The following is a 16,941-nucleotide window of genomic DNA, read 5'->3' as shown; positions in this document are numbered from 1 at the left end:
CTGCCAGGACGGCGTAGTGTGCGAAGCCGGATTGAATCAATCGATGGCGTACCCATCCCAGCCGGTTCCATACCGGCACCACCTAAAAGGAGTAGATGGCCTTGGGCTAAACCACACGGGTTGAAGCCCTCCGGGTAGTCCTGCTGCGATAAGGGGAGGGGCAGACATTCTGAACGGGTAGAATTTCCTGATTATGGATGACCCTCCTTCACATATGCCCAAGCCCCTCCACCTTCTGACCGGTTCACCGGCCACCACGGGAGAGGGGCGCCCGAATGTATGAATGGATCATGCTCGGCATCGGCCTCATCCTCACGGTCGGTACCGGCTTCTTTGTTGCTTCAGAGTTTGCGCTGGTCAATCTGGACCGGAACGATCTTGAAGCCCGCCAGGCGCGCGGGGAAAAGCGACTTAAGCCTACGATCAAGGCGCTGAAGATCACCTCGACGCACCTTTCAAGTGCGCAGCTCGGAATCACTCTGACTACCCTGCTCACTGGTTACACGTTCGAGCCGGCGATCAGCTCGCTGTTGCGTGGACCCCTGCTGTCCACGGGGTTGCCCGAAGCCGTTGTGCCCGGTATCGGCGCGGTGGCAGCCATCTTTACTGCCACTGTTTTCTCGATGGTGATCGGCGAGCTGGTGCCCAAGAACTTTGCCCTTGCCCTGCCCCTGGCCACCGCAAAGTTCGTTGTCCCGTTCCAGGCCCTCTTCACCACGGTGTTCAAACCGGTGATCCTGCTGTTCAACAACACCGCGAACGCGGTCATCCGCTCCTTCGGCATCGAGCCAAAGGAAGAACTTTCCGGCGCCCGCAGCGCCGAGGAACTCAGCTCGCTGGTGCGCCGCTCGGCCCTTGAGGGCCTCCTGGACGCCGACCACGCCGTCCTGCTGCACCGCACCCTCCGGTTCTCGAAGCACTCCGCAGCCGATGTCCTGACGCCGCGTGTGCGGATGACCGCGGTCAACGCCGACGACACGGCCGAGGACGTTGTGGCGCTTGCAACCACCACCGGGTACTCCCGGTTTCCCGTCATCGGGGAGGACCGCGACGACGTGCTGGGAGTCTTGCACGTCAAGCAGGCTTTCGCCGTGGACCTGGCGGACCGCGCCCGCGTCACCGCGTCAGAGCTGATGATCGAACCCCTGCGGGTGCCCGAATCCATGGGTGTGGATACGCTCCTTGTGCTGCTGCGCAAGCAGGGCCTGCAGGTGGCCATCGTCTCGGACGAGCACGGCGGAACCGCCGGCATCGTGACTCTCGAGGACCTGGTGGAGGAAATCGTCGGCGAGCTTGAGGACGAACACGACAGAGCCCGGACCGGCGTGGTGCGGACCGGGCGGTCCATCACCTTTAACGCGTCCCTGCGCCCGGATGAGCTGCTGGACCGGACCGGGATTTCCGTGCCGGACGGCGAGGAGTACGACACCCTGGCCGGCTTCGTCACAGACCTGCTGGACCGCATCCCCGAGCTGGGTGATGAAGTGCAGATCAACGGCGGCACCCTCCGCGTGGAGCGCGTCCTGGGCACGCACGTGGAGCGGATCCGATTTACCCCGGACGAGTCCCGGGAAGCATCCAAGAGTGCCCATGACCGGATCGTTGATGACCGGATCGTTGATGACCTGACGCAGGAGCTGACCCATGAGTGAATATCTTCCCGGCATTATCTGGCTGGTGGTGCTCCTGGTGGTCAACGCGTTCTTCGTTGGGGCGGAGTTCGCCGTCATCTCGGCCCGCCGTTCCCAGATCGAGCCCAAGGCTGAGGCCGGCAGCAAGGCCGCGAAGACCACCCTGTGGGCAATGGAGCACGCCACCCTCATGCTGGCTACCAGCCAGCTGGGTATCACCGTCTGTTCCCTGGTGATCCTGAACGTGTCCGAGCCTGCTATCCACCACCTGCTGGAAATCCCGCTGGGCCTGACGTCGCTGTCCTATGAAGCGATCGGCATCATCGCATTCGTCACTGCGCTGCTGCTGGTGACGTTCCTGCACGTGGTCCTGGGCGAGATGGTCCCCAAGAACATCTCCTTCTCGGTGCCCACCCGGGCGGCGCTGATCCTGGCACCGCCGCTGGTGATGGTCTCCCGGCTGGTCAGACCGGTGATCTGGGCGCTGAACGGGATTGCCAACTCGATCCTGCGCCTGTTCAAGGTGCAACCGAAGGATGAGGCCACCAGCGCCTACACCCTGGACGAGGTGGCAAACATCGTGGAGCAGTCCACCCGTGACGGGATGCTCACGGACACCACCGGAACCCTGAGCGCGGCTTTCGAGTTCACCACCAAGACCGTGGCCGACGTGGAGGTGCCCATCGGGCAGATGGTGCTCCTGCCCGAATCGGCCACGCCTGCTGACATCCAGCATGCGGTCGCAGGGCACGGGTACTCCCGCTACATCCTCACCGATGATTACGGCGTTCCCTCCGGCTACCTGCACCTCAAGGACGTCATGGACCTGACCACTCAGGAGAAATTCACCCAGCCCGTCCCGGCCAAACGGATCCGCCGTCTTGCCTCCGCCTACAGCGGGGGCGAACTGGAGGACGCTCTGGCCACGATGCGCCGAACCGGGGCCCACGTGGCCCGGGTCTTCGATGCCCAGGGGAACACCACCGGTGTCCTCTTCCTGGAGGACATCATTGAGGAACTGGTGGGCGAGGTGCAGGACGCCACCAGCACCTAACGCCCGGGCCGCCGAGGACGGCCAAGGGCAAACGGAAGGGCGCCATTCCGTAACCGGAGCGGCGCCCTTCGCATGGCCCGCGGCGGTTTGGGCGGGGCTGCAGATGAGTGCCGCCAGCCGGCTAGTAGCGGTCGAGAATGGCCTTCATCTGGGTAATCTCCTCCTGCTGGGACTTCACGATCGAATCGCACAGCTTGACGATCTCCGGGTCGGTGATGTCCGACTCCTGGCAGACAAGGAGCGCGCGGGAGTGATGCGGGATCATGGATTTCAGGAACTGCTCATTCCCCACGAACGTCTCCGTCCTTCCCAGGGCGAACACCGCCATGAACAGCACCGCAAAGCCGGCAAGCATGGCGATGTTCGCCTTCCGGTTCTTGAACATCGACCACATGCCCACCAGCATGACCACGGCCATGGCCGACACCATCAGCAATGCCATCCAAAAGTTGCTCAGGTTGAAATAGAAGTGGTCGATCGAGCGGACCATCGACATGGACAGCACCCACATCAGGGCGAGGCTCACCAGCAGGATGATGGCAAATTTCCAGTACATCTGGGATGACCCGTGGCCGCCGTTGGCCCCGTCCCGCTGCTGGCCGGTTCCGTCCTGGGTTTCATGCTGGTGTTGACCCTGTTGATTCTTCCGGTTTGGATAATTTTCTGAACTCACGGGAATTTCCTTTCAAGACTTGGGAACGGCCTTTGCCGGCTGCCCGGCAGTACCGTTCCATCAGCGCTGTTCCAGCACGCGCAGAAACCCCACCGCGGAGCCGCGTTGTTAGCGGGCCCGCGTTGGGAGGTTCCAGCGGTTTTCGGTTGTTGCCGCGATGCCTCAGCCGAGGGAGGCGAGCAGGTCCGCGCACGCCTGCTCGCAGCGGCGGCAGGACTCGGCGCAGACGCGGCAGTGTTCGTGCATGGAAGCGTGCTCACTGCATTCGTCACCGCAGGCCTTGCATGCGGCCCGGCAGGCTTCGAGCATGGCCCTGGTGATATTGGCGTCGTACCCCGTGTGGCGGGAGAGGACATTGCCCGTGGCAGCACAGATGTCAGCACAGTCAAGGTTGGTGCGGATGCATTTTGTCAGTTCCGCCACCATGTCCTCGCTGAGGCAGGCGTCAGCGCAGGCCGTGCAGGTCTGGGCGCATTCGAAGCAGGCCTTGATGCACTCGGCGAGCTTGCCCTTGTCCAGGTTTCCAAGGTCCTTGGGATAGGTGTCCAGCATGGACTGGATGTGAGTCATTGTGGTCTCTCATTTCTGGTCATCGGAGTTGTGGGCGGGGAACAGCGTCCCGTCTACGTCCGGCTGATGGAGAGTTGGTCCAGTGTGAGGGCCTGGCGCCTCGGTTCGGCATCCGGAGGGCCCTTGGCCAGGAGGGATTCCGTGCCGGTGGCCAGCGCCACGGCGGGTGGGTCCGGCACAGCCGTCCTCAGCGGCGCCGGTTCGCTGCGCGACGCCGGGTAGCGCTGGCAGCAGGCATGATCCTGCTGTGAATCATCCTGTGGATGGGCGGCTGCTGCTGTCTGGGCTGAGGTGTGGGCCGGGGCCTGGACCGAGTCCTGCCCTGCCACCAGGGTGTACCTGCTGCCTTGCGAGTAGGAAGCTGCGGCCACCAGCAGGACGGCCATGAGAAGCCACGTCAAGACAGTTCGCGGTGCTGCAGGCACGCGAACGGCAGTTCCATGGATTCTCCCTGGCCTCGTCACCGTCTCCTCTCTGCGCAGCACCTGTCATCACAGTTTCCGTAGTGCAGCCGGCACCCCCTGTGATCTACTGCTAAGTAGACTGACTATTTTCGCTGCGAAAATCAAGGGAGTTTCCGCCGATGTCCGAACTGTCCGCTCTTGCCCTCGTTTGCACCCTGACGCCTTCCCCGGAGCCCTCCAGCAGCGAGCTGATGGCCCAGCACATCCTGGACGAACTGGAAGGCCAGGGTGTCACCACAGACTCCCTGCGGATCGTGGACTATGACGTGAAGCGCGGCGTGCAGGTGGACATGGGCAACGGGGACCAGTGGCCCGGGATCCGCGAGCGGATCCTGGCGGCGGACATCCTGGTCCTCTCCACGCCCATCTGGATGGGCCACCCCTGCAGCGTGGCCCAGCAGGTCATGGAGCGCCTGGACGCGGATTTGTCCGAAACGGACGACGACGGCCGGCCCGTCATGTACGGGAAAGTGGCCACGGTCGCGGTGGTGGGCAACGAGGACGGGGCGCACAAGGTCATCGCCGACATGATGCAGGGCCTTAACGATGTCGGTTTCAGCCTGCCGGCGCAGGGCGGCACCTACTGGGTGGGCGAGGCCATGCAGACCGTGGACTTCAAGGACCTTGACCAGGTGCCGGATCCGGTGGCCGCCACCAATGCAGGGCTGGCCGGCAACGCCGTGCACCTGGCCCGGCTGCTGCGCTCCAGCCAGTACCCCGCCAAGTAGCAGACTCATAGTCCGCCTCCGGAAACAGGAAGGGAAGATCATGCCCGCCCAACCGCTGGTTATTGTTTTTGACGTCAACGAGACCCTGTCGGACATGGCCCCGCTCGCCGAAGCATTCGCGCAGATCGGGGCACCGCGGGAGCTGGCAAAGCTCTGGTTCGCCACCCTGCTGCGGGACGGCTTCGCCCTTACCGCCAGCGGTGACAACGAAGCCTTCGCGGCCATCGGTGCCGAAGCCCTCCGCACCCTGCTGGCAGCCGAAGGGATCTCCGGGGACCTTGACCCCGCCGTCGAACGGATCATGACGGCCATGCAGAACCTGTCACTGCACCCGGACGTCCCGGACGGCGTGCGTGCCCTGGCCGCCGCCGGGCACCGGCTGATCACCCTGACCAACGGGGCGGCAGCCAACACCAACAAACTGTTTGTTGCGGGCGGTATCAGGGACCACTTCGAGCTGCTCCTGTCCGTGGAGGACGCCCCGGCCTGGAAGCCGGCCCGGGCCGCCTATGAGCACGCGGCAGCATCGGCACAAGCGGAGCCTTCAAGCATGCTGCTGGTCGCCGTGCACCCCTGGGACATCCACGGGGCAGCAAGGGCCGGGCTTCGGACTGCCTGGCTGAACAGGGCCGGCACCCGCTACCCGTCATACTTCCGGGCCCCGGACATCACCATCAAGGCGCTGACGGAACTGCCCGCGGTGCTCGCCGCCTAGGCACGCCACCGTCACCACTGACACCGCACATCCCATCGGAAACGGAGACCACCCATGGCAGCACCTGCCGTCGAGCGCCGCACCGTTGAGGTGGACGGCATTCCGCTGTCCTACCTCACCACCGGGGACGAAACCGCCCCGCCACTGATCCTGCTGCACGGCACCTTCTGGAGCCGCGTGTGGCAGCCCGTCCTGCCGGCCCTGGCCACACACAGCCGCTGCTATGCCATCGACTTTCCCGGGTTCGGCCGCAGCGGGGGAGAACTAAACGTTGAGCAGGGCACCGTCCCGGCCCTGGCGCAGACAGTGCTCCAGGCTGCGGACGCCCTGGGGATCGCGCAGTTCGACGTTGCCGCGCATGACATCGGCGGCGGCGTGGCCCAGCAGCTCGCCGCCACCAGCGGAAGAATCCGGAAGATGGTGCTGATGAACGCCGTCATGTTCGACTCCTGGCCGGTGCCCGCCGTCGAACGTTTCCGGGACCCAGCGGTCCGCCGGAACACCACGGAGGAGGATCTCCTTGCCGCGCGCCGCAAATCCACCCAGGCCTGCGCGCTGCGGACCCTCAGTGAGGACGAACTGGAAGATTACCTGTCTCCCTGGCAGTCTCCGGCGCGGGCGCGGTCCTGGATGGCCATGGCTGCGGCGGCCGATGCCCGCTACACCCTGGACCTGGTGCCGGCCCTCAAGGAAGCTGCCATTCCCACCCGCCTGGTCTGGGGCCGGGACGACGATTTCCAAAAGATTGAGTTCGCCCACCGCTACGTGAAAGAGATCCCCAACGCGGACCTGGTGGAGGTGGACGGCAAGCACATCCCCACCGAGGATTCACCGGGCGCTGTGGCCGCTGCCATGCTGGACCACCTGGCTAACGGGCAGTAGGTCCGGTCCGCGCCAGGGCGGCGTCCAGCAGCCCCGAACGGGGCCGGGCCTCCAACTGGACTACATCCCGGGTGAAGGAAAACGTGAGCAGGGCAAGCGCCAGGGCCGGGAAGGCGGCGGTCAGCGGGATGCCGGGGAGAAGTGCCACCAGCAGCGCCAGCGGCTGGAAGGCGCCGATGGCCTTGCGGGAAAAGCTGGGCGGGAGCGCAGCGCGAAGGTGGGGGCGGAAGAACCCCGCCGCCACGAACACGTAGTACATGCCCCCGATCGCCACGGTCCACGGTCCCGCCACCACGGCGGCTGCGACCGACAACACGAGCACCAGTGCGGCGTCGGTGGCGGCATCGAAGCGTGCCCCCGCCGGGGAAGCTGTTCCCGTGCGCCTCGCCACCGCTCCGTCGACCCCATCCAGCAGGAAGGCAATGCCGCCCAGGACCGGCAGGAGGAGGTCAGGGTCGCGCCCGGTAAACAGCTGCGGAACAGCCACCACGGCGCAGAGGGCCACCAGGACGGCCCGCAGCAGGGTGACGCGGTCTGCCGGAGTGGAGAAGCGAGGGATGCGCCGCAGGACAGAGCCGACGGCGGCCGCGGTCACCAGGGCGCCGGCGCACAGGCCTGCCAGTTGGGGGACCAGCCCGGAGGCGGACAGGGATGACAGCCACAGGGCCGCCAGGAGGTAGGCGGCCAGGGTGGCTACGGCGTCCGGCATTGCCCGCTCAGCTGCGCTCATCAGCCACCTCCACCCGCATGGTACCAACGGCTGCGGTGATCATCACGGCCGGCGACGTCCGGCGGGGAACCTGGTGCCGGCGTCGGCCCTTCCCCTGCGGCCGGTGCGGACCAGGCCCGCGAGCGCCAGCAGCGCCCCGGCTCCCTCCGCGACAGCGCTGAGGGTCTTGGAGAAGAACCAGACGGGATCGTACATCGCCGGGATCGGTCCGATCGCCGGGATGTCCACATACCTGTAGAGCACGACGGCGGCGAACGCGCTGAGTGCCACAGCGAAGGCCAGCGCATAAGCCGGGCGGCTTCCGCGCACCAGCACCCAGACCCCGGCTATCACGGCGGCGGCCGCTTCGAGGAGGAACAGGGTGCCCTGGCTGACGGTGCCCGGCTGCGCGTCCTGGTGACCCGGGGCCAGGAAGAGATGGACGCCGGCATCGATGAACAGCGCCAGTGCGGTCAGTAATCGTAGTGCCACGCTTATGTATACGCCGGAAGTTCCCTCCCGGTTCACCCGGCCCCCTTATATCTGCGGGTTTTATGGGGAATATTTAGGGGCATCCGTAGTCTTGCGCCTGTATCGGGCAGCGAAGCCTGCGGCCCTACGAGTAAGGAGAATGACCATGACCCTTCCCAAGGAACTCACGCCCGGAACATGGCTCCTGGACATGTCACACAGCGAGGTCGGCTTCAGCGTCCGCCATGCCGGAATCAGCAAGGTGCGCGGCCGCTTCACGGAGGCCAGCGCCGAGGCCCGGGTTGGGCATTCCCTGGAAGAGTCCTCGGTCCACGCCACGGTGTCCACGGCCAGCTTCGATTCCGGTGACGCCAACCGGGACGCGCACGTGAAGGGTGCGGATTTCTTCGACGTCGAGCGGTATCCGGAGATGACGTTCCGCGGCACCCACATTGAAGGGAACGGGGAGGAGTACACCCTGACGGGGGACCTGACCATCAAGGGCGTCACCCGTCCCGTGGAGCTTGAAGTGGAGTTCACCGGCGTTGCGGTAGATCCCTTTGGCGCCACCCGGGCCGGCTTTTCCGCAGAAGCCGAAATCAGCCGCAAGGAATTCGGCCTGACCTGGAACGCTGCCCTGGAAGCCGGCGGCGTTTTGGTCAGCGACAAGGTGAAGATCACGTTGGAGGCAGCGCTGGTCAAGCAGGGCTGACAGGCCGTAACCGTCAGGCGGTGCATTGTGGACCTCCGCCTCGTCTCCCACGTGCTGTACCTGCGGGCCGCGTTGCGGAAGCGGGACCGCTGGGACGCTGCCCGGATCGCAGCCCATCAGGACCATGCCCTGAAGGAGCTGCGCCGGGCCGCCTACGCCGGCTCGGAGTTCTACCGCCGGCAACACGCGGGCCTGCATGACGCTCCGCTGGATCAGCTGCCGCCGGTGACCAAAGCCGACCTGATGGAGCATTTCGACGAGGCCATCACCACCCCGGATCTGACGATGGCGGAACTGGAGGAGCATCTGCGGTCCCTGGCCGGGAGCGGCGGAGACCCCGGCCGGCCGTGGCGGGGCCGGTGGTGGGCGGCGGCGACGGCCGGGACCACCGGCCGCCGCGGAATCTTCGTCTGGAACCGCTCGGAATGGGCTTCGGTCCTGGCCTCGTACGCCCGAGCGAATGACTGGGCCGGGATCTCCGCCGGCCTGACCCGGCCGCTGAAGGTGGCACTGGTCAGCTCGCGCGTGCCCACCCACCAGTCAGCCGTCGTCGGCGCCTCCGTGCGCTCCAGGATCATCCCCACCCTCCGCCTGGACGTCACCGCTCCCATGGATGCGAACGTGGCCGCGCTGAACCGGTTCCAACCCAGGATCCTCGTCGGTTACGCCTCAGCACTCAAACCCCTCGCCGCAGAGCAGCAGGCCGGGCGGCTGCACATTGCGCCGCAGGGGGTCATGTCAGCCTCCGAAGTGCTCAGCCCCCACGCCGCATCGGAACTGGAAGCCGCGTGGGGACGTGCCCCGTTCGACGTCTACGCCGCCACCGAAACGGCCGGTATCGCTTCCCCCTGCACCTACCGGAACCGGCACGTTTACGAGGACCTCGTGATTATCGAGCCCGTGGACCAGGCAGGCAGGCCGGTGCCCGCCGGGACAACCGGGGCCAGGCTCCTGGCCACCGTCCTGTTCTCGCGCACCCTGCCGTTGATCAGGTACGAGATGTCCGACACCGTAAGGCTGGGCCGCAGGGGCTGCCCCTGCGGGCGAAGCTTCACCATCCTGGAGGAAATCGAGGGGCGCATCGAGGACGTCCTGCAGCTGCCCGGCAGGACAGGAGTTGCCCACGTGCACCCGAACGTTTTCCACCGTGTCCTGGACCAGGCCGCCGTCGCAGGCTGGCAGGTGGTCCAGGAACCCTCCGGGCTGCGGGTGCTGCTGGCCGGACTCACGCCCGGGCAATCCGTGGAAGGAATCCGGGCGGCGGTAGCCGACGCCCTCCTCACCGCCGGTGCGCTGCATACCCCCGTGGACGTGAAGGTGGTGGCCCAGCTTGAACGGACGGCCCTTGGAAAAGCGCCGATGGTCCGCGCCCTGAGGGACCACCCCTGAGGCATCGCGTCAGCTGTTGGCGCCCAGGCGGATGGTGACCATGGTGCCGTCCCAGGGGACGGGTCCGATTTCAAGCCGTCCTCCGCTCGCGACGGCGATCCGGGCAGCGGTGGCCAGGCCCAGCCCGGTGCCGGGCGGGTCGTCCTCCCGGTCCTGCATAACATCCCGCACCAGGTCCGGCAGGGACCGGCCCCGGCGCCCCGCCGTTATCCGAACAGGTAATAGCGGATGTACAGGTACGGCAGGCAAAGCCCGATGGTCACTGCGGTGACCACCAGCCCGTACTTGGTGAAGGTCCAGAACGAAATGGGGTGGTCGTATCGCTTCGCAATGCCGATGACCACCACATTGGCGCTGGCTCCAACGGCTGTGGCATTGCCACCCAGGTCAGCTCCGAGGGCCAGCGCCCACCAAAGGGGCCTGGCCGGATCGCCACCTGCCTCCACCAGGCTTTGCGTGATGGGGGCCAGCGTGGCGACGTAGGGAATGTTGTCGATGATGCCGGACAGCACCGCCGAACCTCCCAGCAAGGCCAGGGCGGCGACGTCGTACTGCTCCCCGATCAGGCCCGCCATGAATTCGCCCACTGAGCGGACCACCCCCAGGTTGACCAAGGAACCAACCATGATGAAGAGGCCGGCGAAGAACAGAAGCGTCTCCCACTCCACGTCCGCGAACACCTTCCGCGGTTCCAGGCGGGCAAGTAGCACCAGGAAGCCCGCGCCGAGCATGGCCACCACGGACGGTGCAAGGCCAAGCAACGGGCGGGCAACGAAACCGGCCAGCACCAACCCCACCACCACCAGGCATTTCACCAGCAACTGCCTTTCGCCAAGGGCCTCCCTCTCGTTCAGCGCCATAACGCGGGCCGCGCGCTCCGGATGGAAGCGGAAGGCGGTGCGGAACATCACGCGGCACAGCCCGATGAAGACCAGGAGGAGGACTGCCACGATGGGCGCCAGGTTGATGATGAAGTCGTTGAAGGTCAGGTTTCCGCGGCTGGCGATGATGATGTTGGGCGGGTCGCCGATGAGTGTGGACGCGCCGCCGATGTTGCTGGCCATTACTTCCGCGATCAGGAACGGCACAGGGGGCGCCGCCAGGCGTTCGCAGACCAGGAGCGTCACGGGAGCGGTGAGCAGGACGGTGGTGACGTTGTCCAGGAATGCCGAAAGCACGGCAGTGATCAGCACCAGGATCACCATGATCCGGAAGGGGTAGCCCCTGGCCTTTTTCGCTGCCCAGATGGCGAGGAACTCGAACAGCCCGGTTTGCCTGATGATGCCGACGATGATCATCATGGCCAGCAGGAGGAAGATGACGTTCCAGTCGATTCCGCTCTCCGGCGAGAAGAACATCCCCTGGTCGTCCGTGGCCCCGATCAGGACCATCGCCGCGGCGCCGCCCAGCGCCGTGGTCAGCCGCGGCAGCTTTTCGGTAGCGATCAGGACATAGGCCGCCAGGAAGACCGCGAGCGCAAGCACAACCTGGATGGTCACTGGTCCCCGGCTCCGGTCCCGGTGCCGCGGGCTGTTGCCAGGACGGCGCTGATGACGGCAGGAAGCGTCACGAACATTGGGGCGTCGGGAGGTGAATCCTGGAGCAGGGCGATCTGGGTCCTGGCGTCCACCATCCGCGCCGCGATCTCCACCAGGGTGGCGTCGGACTCGATGGAAAGAATTTTGCGGACGGCAACGCCCTCGTCGTCGAGCATTTCGCCCACGGTCCGCTCGGAGATGTGGTCCCACAATTCGGTGGCCGCGGCCTCGTCGAAAACTGCGGCGAGGGAGACATCGTCCAGCAGGTAGCCGGGCAGCATGAGCCGCAGGACGTCGACGGCGGAGACAATGGCGGTGGGAACTCCACGCCGGTTCGCGATCACCAGCCCCACCAGGCCGCTGTCCGCGATCAGCCGCCCGGCCTCGGCAGCCGTGGTTTCCCGGCGGACGACGGGCAGGGAAACTTTCAGGTCCTCGGCACGCACGGCGCTCCTAGCATTTCGATGGACAGACGGGGGTAACGCAAACCCATCCAACCATTAGGATGCGATCCTGCGCAGGATTTGCCGGGCCACTATCCTGTCGATCCCGGGCAGGTGGCTTGACTTGATGACCCACCGCCGCAGCAACCGCCGCATCCTGTTCCGGGGAAGGAATGACGCAGCAGCCCGCCGGCCGGATTCCTGCGCCGCAGGCGTCACCTACCAGGACCACACGTCCCTTGTGCCAGGCAGGCATGACGATCTGGGCCACGTCGTCATCGTATGGGTGCTCGGGGCAGAGTTCGAGGAGCCGGTCCACTGGTGCTGCGATCAGGCCGGCGATGCCGGCCCCGACGACGATAGCTTTCATGGCAGTCCCGGTCTGTTGTGGCTAGTCGCGGGGCGGGTCAGGCATGTTCCGTCCGCTTTCCTGGGCTCTTTACGCGTTCACCGAATTGGCGGGCGATGAGGACGTCCGTGGAGGAGTGGGACAGGATGGAGAGCACGATTACCAGGGCCACCAGGTGGTAGACCTCATCAGCACGTGCGGTGCCGGATTCCAGGATGATCAGGCCGTACACCACCGAGGCGAACCCCTTGGGTCCGAACCACATGGCCGCCGCCTGCTCGCGCATACTCAATTTGGCCCCCAGGAAGGACACCAGCAGGGCCAAGGGCCGGGCAATGAGCAGTGCCAGGAGGGCGAAGATCCAGCCGGCAAAGGGGATCTCGCTGAAGAGGAAGACCGGGGTGATCAGGGCGCCAAAAACCATGATGGCCGCCAGCTTCAGCAGTTCGGTGACCAGCTCACCGAACTGCTCAAACTCGTGCCGGAGTCCCCGGCCCAGGGTGGCCACCGTGATGCCGGCGGCGAAGGCCCCCAGGAACAGGTTGGCGTGGGTCGCCTGGCAGATGGCCAGCACCAGCAGCCCGATGGAGACCGCCAGCAGGGGCTGGAGTGACCTGGTCGCCTGCAGGAAAGGCAGCCGTTCCAGGGCAAGGACGGCCACGGGCACCACAACACCCACCAGGATGCCCAGGACAATCTCGAACAGCAGTTCCTCGCCGCGGGCATCACTTCCGCCGGCGGCGGCCAGCAGGATCAACACGATCGGCAGGGCGAGGCCGTCATTGACGCCGGATTCGACGTTCAGGAGGTGCCTGAGCCTGCCCGGAACCTCTTCCCGGCCCACAATGGCGGCCGCAAACACCGGGTCGGTCGGGGCCAGGATGGCGCCCAGGAGGAAGGATTCCAGCCACGGCAACCCTGCCACGACGTGGGCAAACACTGCGGTCAGGGCGAGGGTCAGCGGCAGTCCCAGCAGCAGGGCCCGGCCGGGCAGCCGCCAGGCGGAGCGCAGGTCACCGAACCCAACACGCATCCCGTCCGTGAAGAGGACCGAAAACAACGCCAGCTCGGCCAGGCCTCCCACAATCGGGTCGCCCGCCGAGACCCTGATGAAGCCCAGGGCGCCGGGTCCCAGCAGGAATCCGCCCACCAGGAAGAGCACGGCCGTGGACAGCACTGTCCGGTGGGCGCGCTCGGAGATGAGCACCCCGATGAGCAGCAGGACGGCGAAGGACAGGAGCAGCGCTGTTTCCATGGCCATCATCAGCCCGGCAGCAGACGGACGGCGAGGTTCCGGACGGTGAGGCCGGCACGGGAAGCGGGGACGAGAAGGGCCGCTCCGAGGCGGTACCCGCTCTGGCGTGAGGCAACGAGCTTGCGGTGGCGGGTCTCGTACCGGCGGAACGCCTCCCTGGGGTTGGCGGGGGTGGCTGACAACTCCTCGGCCAAGGTGCTGGCGCCCACCATGGCCATGCTGGACCCGTCCCCGAACAGGGACACGCAGGATGCTGCATCGCCCAGCAGGGCCACCCGCCCGCGGGACCAGCCCGGCAGCCGCACCTGGCTGACTGCATCGAAATAGAGGTCCGGGGCGTCGCGTACCTGGCCGGGCAGGTCGGGTAGCTCGGGTACGGGCCAATGGTGCCGGCTGTAGGCATTTGCGACGATCCGTCGCTGGGTCTCCGGGTCGCGGTACTCGGCGCCGGGATGCTTTGGTCCCCGGAAGATGAATCCGGCTCCGGCAGTTCCGCGGACGGGGTGGATGGCCAGCGACAAACCTGGCTGGTTGTACATGAGGACCGTCATGGGGTCGGCCGCCGGCCGCCCGAGGGACAGCGTGGCAATGTACAGGCCAAGCGGCCGGACAAAGTCTGTCTCCGGGCCAAAGGCCAGCCTGCGGACGGTGGAGTGCAACCCATCGGCGCCCACCACCAGGTGGAACCGCCGCGCCGGTGAGCGTTCGAACGTAACGTCCACGCCGCCGTCGTCCGGCTGCAGCGCGGTGACTGAATCCCCAAACATGAACTCGGTCCCGTCCGCGGCTGCCTCGCAGAGGACCGCCGCCAGATCTGCCCGCGGCACCTCGAGGTCGTCTCCGCGGGGTCGGCCCAGGCGCAGCGGGCCTATCCTGTGCCCGGACGGGGTCACGAACGTCAGTCCCGGCGCTTGGGTGGCGGCTGCCTGCAGGCGGGAAAGGACACCCATGCGGCGTGCGATGCCGGTGGCTTCTCCATGGACGTCCACCGGGTTGCCGCTGGACCGCAACCCGCGGGACCGTTCCACCAGGGTGGGAGCGAATCCACGCCGGGCCAGCGAGAACGCCAGGGTGGGCCCGGCAATTCCTGCCCCGCAAATCAGTACCGTAGGCTGTGCCACCCCCTCAGGGTAGTGCACCGGCCCGGAGGACTATAGGGCTCCGACGGCGGGCCTCTCCGCGCCGGAGCCTACAGCATCGTGCTGAACCGCTCCGCAAGGTTCTTGGGGCCCTGCACGATGATCTGGTCGTCGTCGTAAAGGACGGTCTGGGCGGTGGTGTGCTGCCAGGTTGCGCCCGGTCTTTTGACGGCCACGATGGTAATCCCGTACTGGTCCCGCAGCCCCAGGACGCCGAGGGGACGGTTCCTCGCCTCGGACGGGGGCTGGGTGCGGATCATGACAAAGTCGTCTTCGAATTCCACGTAGTCAAGGATGGAACCGCGCACCAGGTGCGCCACCCGCCGGCCCATGTCGTGCTCGGGACGGATCACGTTTTCGACGCCCAACTGAACCAGGATTTCGGCGTGCGGTTCGCTGATGGCCTTGGCCCAGATCTGCGGGTGCTTGAAGGTCAGCAGCCGGGACGTGGTGAGGATACTCGCTTCCAGGTCGGTTCCGATGCCTACGACGGCGCGGTCGAATTCGTGGACGGAGAGTTGGCGCAGCACCTCCTCCTTGGTGGAGTCTGCCCGGACCACATGCGTCAGCAGGCCGTTATAGGACTGGACAATGTCCTCGTCGCTGTCGATGCCCAGCACTTCGGTGCCCTGGGCTTCGAGTTCCAGCGCCAGCGCGCCGCCGAAGCGGCCCAGCCCGATGACAACCACGGAGTCCGCCTGCGCCACGCGCCCGGCTTTCCGGGTGAACATGTCCTTAACCAATGAGGGGCCTTTCCTTGGGGTATTCGTACATGATGGGCCTGCTCCGCACCGCCAGTGCGGTGCCGAGTGTGACGGGGCCCAGGCGGCCGATGAACATCAGCAGGATCAGGACCACCTGGCCGGCAGGGGGCATGCCGGCGGTGATGCCGGTGGACATGCCCACTGTCGCGAACGCGGAGACTACCTCGAAGAGGATGCGCTCCTGGCCGAAATCGGTGATCAGCATCAGGAACATCGTGGCCGCGGTAACGACGGCGATGGCGAGCAGCACCACGGTGATGGCCTGCCGGTGCACGGCCCGGGAGAGCCGCTTACCGAAGATGTTGACGGCGGTGCCGCCGCGCAGTTCGGTCGACAGGATGAAGAACAGCACAGCGAAGGTGGTGATTTTCAAACCACCGGCGGTACCGGCCGGCCCGCCGCCGATGAACATCAGGATATCCATGCCCATCCAGGAAACCGGGTGCATCTGGCCGATGTCGATGCTGTTGAAGCCGGCGGTGCGGGTGATGACGGACTGGAAGAAGCCGTTCATGAGCCGTTCGCCCGGGGCCAGCCCGTCAAGGGTTGCGCTGTTGGTCCATTCGACTGCCGTCAGGAAGGCCGTGCCGAGCACCAGGAGCAGGGCTGTGCCCACCAGCACCAGTTTGGTGTTCATGCTCCAGAAGACGGGCCGGCGGTACTGCCGCCGCAATTCAAACAGCACCGGGAAGCCAAGGCCGCCAATGATCACGCCGGCAGCGATCGGCAGGATGACCCAGGGGTCGCGGGCGAAACCCATCAGGTTGTCTGTGTAGAGCGCAAATCCGGCGTTGTTGAATGCGGAGACGGCATGGAAGACACCATGCCAGATGGCCTCGCCGGGAGGATAGCCGTAACCCACCAGGAACCGCAGGGTGAGGATCCCGGCCAGGGTTCCCTCCACGGTGAGGGTAATCAGGAAGACCCCCAGCAGGACGCGGCGGACGTCTCCGAAGCCCACGCTCTTGGTTTCGGCGGCTGCCAGCATCCGCGACCGCAGGCCCAGCCTTCTTGCCGCGAACACGCCCAGGAGCGTGCCGAAGGACATGACGCCAAAGCCGCCTACCTGGATCAGGACAAGGATGACGGCCTGTCCGAACCCGGTCCAGAACACGGGCGTGTCCACCGTGATCAGCCCGGTGACGCACACCGCCGAAGTGGCCGTGAACAGGGCCTCCAGCGGGGAGGCGGCGCCAGCTCCGGCCTTGGCCGCCGGCAGCATCAGCAGTCCCGTTCCTACTGCGATGGCCAGTGCGAAACCCAGGACAATCAGCTGTGCGGGGTGGCGGGGCGCTGCGCGGCGCACCAGGTGTGGCAGGGTGCGCAGCCAGGTGCCGGCGTCGTTCGTGGCGTTGCGGACGCGTGACGGCGGGCTCGGCTTAATCTTCCGGCGTGGCGTTGGGGTGCCGCGCTGGTAAGCCTTCAGGTGCATAGCGGCCACGGTACCACCGCGGC

General features: G+C 66.2%; 19 protein-coding genes. 7 read left to right on the top strand and 12 right to left on the bottom strand.

Going from position 1 to position 16,941, the window contains the following annotated elements:
• Positions 1-275: 275 nt before the first annotated feature.
• On the top strand, positions 276-1,652 hold the full coding sequence (locus tag FBY33_RS00765; RefSeq protein ID WP_142028864.1) for a hemolysin family protein: 1,377 nt from the start codon (positions 276-278) through the stop codon (positions 1,650-1,652).
• Positions 1,645-2,685, top strand: a complete 1,041-nt coding sequence (locus tag FBY33_RS00760) for a hemolysin family protein (protein ID WP_142028863.1) — start codon at positions 1,645-1,647, stop codon at positions 2,683-2,685. The genes FBY33_RS00765 and FBY33_RS00760 overlap by 8 nt, the downstream gene beginning before the upstream one ends.
• Before the next feature lie 121 nt (positions 2,686-2,806).
• Here the strand turns inward: FBY33_RS00760 and FBY33_RS00755 are convergent, their stop codons facing one another.
• From FBY33_RS00755 to FBY33_RS00745, 3 genes are all read right to left on the bottom strand, one after another.
• Complete coding sequence (locus FBY33_RS00755; protein WP_235010251.1) at positions 2,807-3,358, bottom strand: DUF305 domain-containing protein; 552 nt, start codon at positions 3,356-3,358, stop codon at positions 2,807-2,809.
• 162 nt (positions 3,359-3,520) lie between these two features.
• Positions 3,521-3,928 (bottom strand): four-helix bundle copper-binding protein, encoded by a 408-nt coding sequence (locus tag FBY33_RS00750; RefSeq protein WP_142028862.1) that lies wholly within the window; start codon positions 3,926-3,928, stop codon positions 3,521-3,523.
• 53 nt (positions 3,929-3,981) lie between these two features.
• Positions 3,982-4,329 carry a hypothetical protein gene (locus tag FBY33_RS00745; RefSeq protein ID WP_142028861.1) on the bottom strand — a complete coding sequence of 116 codons (348 nt, stop codon included), beginning with the start codon at positions 4,327-4,329 and terminating at the stop codon, positions 3,982-3,984.
• A 182-nt stretch (positions 4,330-4,511) separates the two neighbouring features.
• Here FBY33_RS00745 and FBY33_RS00740 point away from each other — a divergent pair, with 182 nt between their 5' ends.
• Genes FBY33_RS00740 through FBY33_RS00730 form a run of 3 tightly spaced genes read left to right on the top strand, consistent with a single transcriptional unit; the run spans position 4,512 to position 6,717 of the window.
• Positions 4,512-5,120, top strand: a complete 609-nt coding sequence (locus FBY33_RS00740; protein WP_142028860.1) for a flavodoxin family protein — start codon at positions 4,512-4,514, stop codon at positions 5,118-5,120.
• A 40-nt stretch (positions 5,121-5,160) separates the two neighbouring features.
• On the top strand, positions 5,161-5,835 hold the full coding sequence (locus tag FBY33_RS00735; RefSeq protein WP_142028859.1) for a haloacid dehalogenase type II: 675 nt from the start codon (positions 5,161-5,163) through the stop codon (positions 5,833-5,835).
• A gap of 54 nt (positions 5,836-5,889) precedes the next feature.
• Positions 5,890-6,717, top strand: a complete 828-nt coding sequence (locus tag FBY33_RS00730) for an alpha/beta fold hydrolase (protein ID WP_142028858.1) — start codon at positions 5,890-5,892, stop codon at positions 6,715-6,717.
• Here the strand turns inward: FBY33_RS00730 and FBY33_RS00725 are convergent.
• Positions 6,704-7,447 (bottom strand): CDP-alcohol phosphatidyltransferase family protein, encoded by a 744-nt coding sequence (locus FBY33_RS00725; RefSeq protein WP_142028857.1) that lies wholly within the window; start codon positions 7,445-7,447, stop codon positions 6,704-6,706. The two genes, FBY33_RS00730 and FBY33_RS00725, sit on opposite strands and share 14 nt — an antisense overlap.
• A gap of 42 nt (positions 7,448-7,489) precedes the next feature.
• Entirely contained in the window at positions 7,490-7,918 is a 429-nt protein-coding gene (locus tag FBY33_RS00720) for a hypothetical protein (RefSeq protein WP_235010249.1), read from the bottom strand.
• Positions 7,919-8,063: 145 nt separating this feature from the next.
• On the opposite strand from FBY33_RS00720, the gene FBY33_RS00715 reads away from it, so the two are divergent.
• Positions 8,064-8,609: a YceI family protein gene (locus FBY33_RS00715; RefSeq protein ID WP_142028856.1), complete on the top strand. Its 546-nt coding sequence runs from the start codon at positions 8,064-8,066 to the stop codon at positions 8,607-8,609.
• Positions 8,610-8,636: 27 nt separating this feature from the next.
• Positions 8,637-9,998: a phenylacetate--CoA ligase family protein gene (locus tag FBY33_RS00710; protein ID WP_142028855.1), complete on the top strand. Its 1,362-nt coding sequence runs from the start codon at positions 8,637-8,639 to the stop codon at positions 9,996-9,998.
• Positions 9,999-10,007: 9 nt separating this feature from the next.
• On the opposite strand, the gene FBY33_RS00705 is transcribed toward FBY33_RS00710, so the two are convergent.
• From FBY33_RS00705 to FBY33_RS00670, 7 genes are all read right to left on the bottom strand, one after another.
• Positions 10,008-10,157, bottom strand: a complete 150-nt coding sequence (locus FBY33_RS00705) for a sensor histidine kinase (protein ID WP_142028854.1) — start codon at positions 10,155-10,157, stop codon at positions 10,008-10,010.
• A 47-nt stretch (positions 10,158-10,204) separates the two neighbouring features.
• The gene (locus FBY33_RS00700; RefSeq protein ID WP_235010247.1) at positions 10,205-11,497 is read right to left on the bottom strand and encodes an ArsB/NhaD family transporter; all 1,293 of its coding nucleotides are present in this window, start codon (positions 11,495-11,497) and stop codon (positions 10,205-10,207) included.
• Positions 11,494-11,982: a CBS domain-containing protein gene (locus FBY33_RS00695; protein ID WP_142028853.1), complete on the bottom strand. Its 489-nt coding sequence runs from the start codon at positions 11,980-11,982 to the stop codon at positions 11,494-11,496. Before FBY33_RS00695 ends, FBY33_RS00700 begins: the two co-directional genes overlap by 4 nt.
• Before the next feature lie 404 nt (positions 11,983-12,386).
• Positions 12,387-13,583, bottom strand: a complete 1,197-nt coding sequence (locus tag FBY33_RS00685) for a cation:proton antiporter domain-containing protein (RefSeq protein WP_142028852.1) — start codon at positions 13,581-13,583, stop codon at positions 12,387-12,389.
• A gap of 8 nt (positions 13,584-13,591) precedes the next feature.
• The gene (locus tag FBY33_RS00680) at positions 13,592-14,704 is read right to left on the bottom strand and encodes an FAD-dependent monooxygenase (RefSeq protein WP_142028851.1); all 1,113 of its coding nucleotides are present in this window, start codon (positions 14,702-14,704) and stop codon (positions 13,592-13,594) included.
• 68 nt (positions 14,705-14,772) lie between these two features.
• Positions 14,773-15,453 (bottom strand): potassium channel family protein, encoded by a 681-nt coding sequence (locus FBY33_RS00675; protein ID WP_142028850.1) that lies wholly within the window; start codon positions 15,451-15,453, stop codon positions 14,773-14,775.
• Between the two features lie 4 nt (positions 15,454-15,457).
• Positions 15,458-16,918, bottom strand: a complete 1,461-nt coding sequence (locus FBY33_RS00670) for a TrkH family potassium uptake protein (RefSeq protein WP_142028849.1) — start codon at positions 16,916-16,918, stop codon at positions 15,458-15,460.
• Positions 16,919-16,941 lie beyond the last annotated feature (23 nt).

The organism is Arthrobacter sp. SLBN-112, assembly GCF_006715225.1.
In the GTDB taxonomy this organism is placed as follows: domain Bacteria; phylum Actinomycetota; class Actinomycetes; order Actinomycetales; family Micrococcaceae; genus Arthrobacter.
Note: the sequence above shows the minus strand (reverse complement) of the source record. Positions and strands in the feature narration are given on the sequence as shown.

Coding starts and splice junctions, on each gene's coding strand:
- FBY33_RS00750 (WP_142028862.1), bottom strand. CDS start 3,928: ATGACTCACATCCAGTCCATGCTGGACACCTATCCCAAGGACCTTGGA.
- FBY33_RS00685 (WP_142028852.1), bottom strand. CDS start 13,583: ATGGAAACAGCGCTGCTCCTGTCCTTCGCCGTCCTGCTGCTCATCGGG.
- FBY33_RS00740 (WP_142028860.1), top strand. CDS start 4,512: ATGTCCGAACTGTCCGCTCTTGCCCTCGTTTGCACCCTGACGCCTTCC.
- FBY33_RS00735 (WP_142028859.1), top strand. CDS start 5,161: ATGCCCGCCCAACCGCTGGTTATTGTTTTTGACGTCAACGAGACCCTG.
- FBY33_RS00715 (WP_142028856.1), top strand. CDS start 8,064: ATGACCCTTCCCAAGGAACTCACGCCCGGAACATGGCTCCTGGACATG.
- FBY33_RS00705 (WP_142028854.1), bottom strand. CDS start 10,157: ATGCAGGACCGGGAGGACGACCCGCCCGGCACCGGGCTGGGCCTGGCC.
- FBY33_RS00725 (WP_142028857.1), bottom strand. CDS start 7,447: ATGAGCGCAGCTGAGCGGGCAATGCCGGACGCCGTAGCCACCCTGGCC.
- FBY33_RS00675 (WP_142028850.1), bottom strand. CDS start 15,453: ATGTTCACCCGGAAAGCCGGGCGCGTGGCGCAGGCGGACTCCGTGGTT.
- FBY33_RS00765 (WP_142028864.1), top strand. CDS start 276: ATGTATGAATGGATCATGCTCGGCATCGGCCTCATCCTCACGGTCGGT.
- FBY33_RS00730 (WP_142028858.1), top strand. CDS start 5,890: ATGGCAGCACCTGCCGTCGAGCGCCGCACCGTTGAGGTGGACGGCATT.
- FBY33_RS00670 (WP_142028849.1), bottom strand. CDS start 16,918: ATGCACCTGAAGGCTTACCAGCGCGGCACCCCAACGCCACGCCGGAAG.
- FBY33_RS00760 (WP_142028863.1), top strand. CDS start 1,645: ATGAGTGAATATCTTCCCGGCATTATCTGGCTGGTGGTGCTCCTGGTG.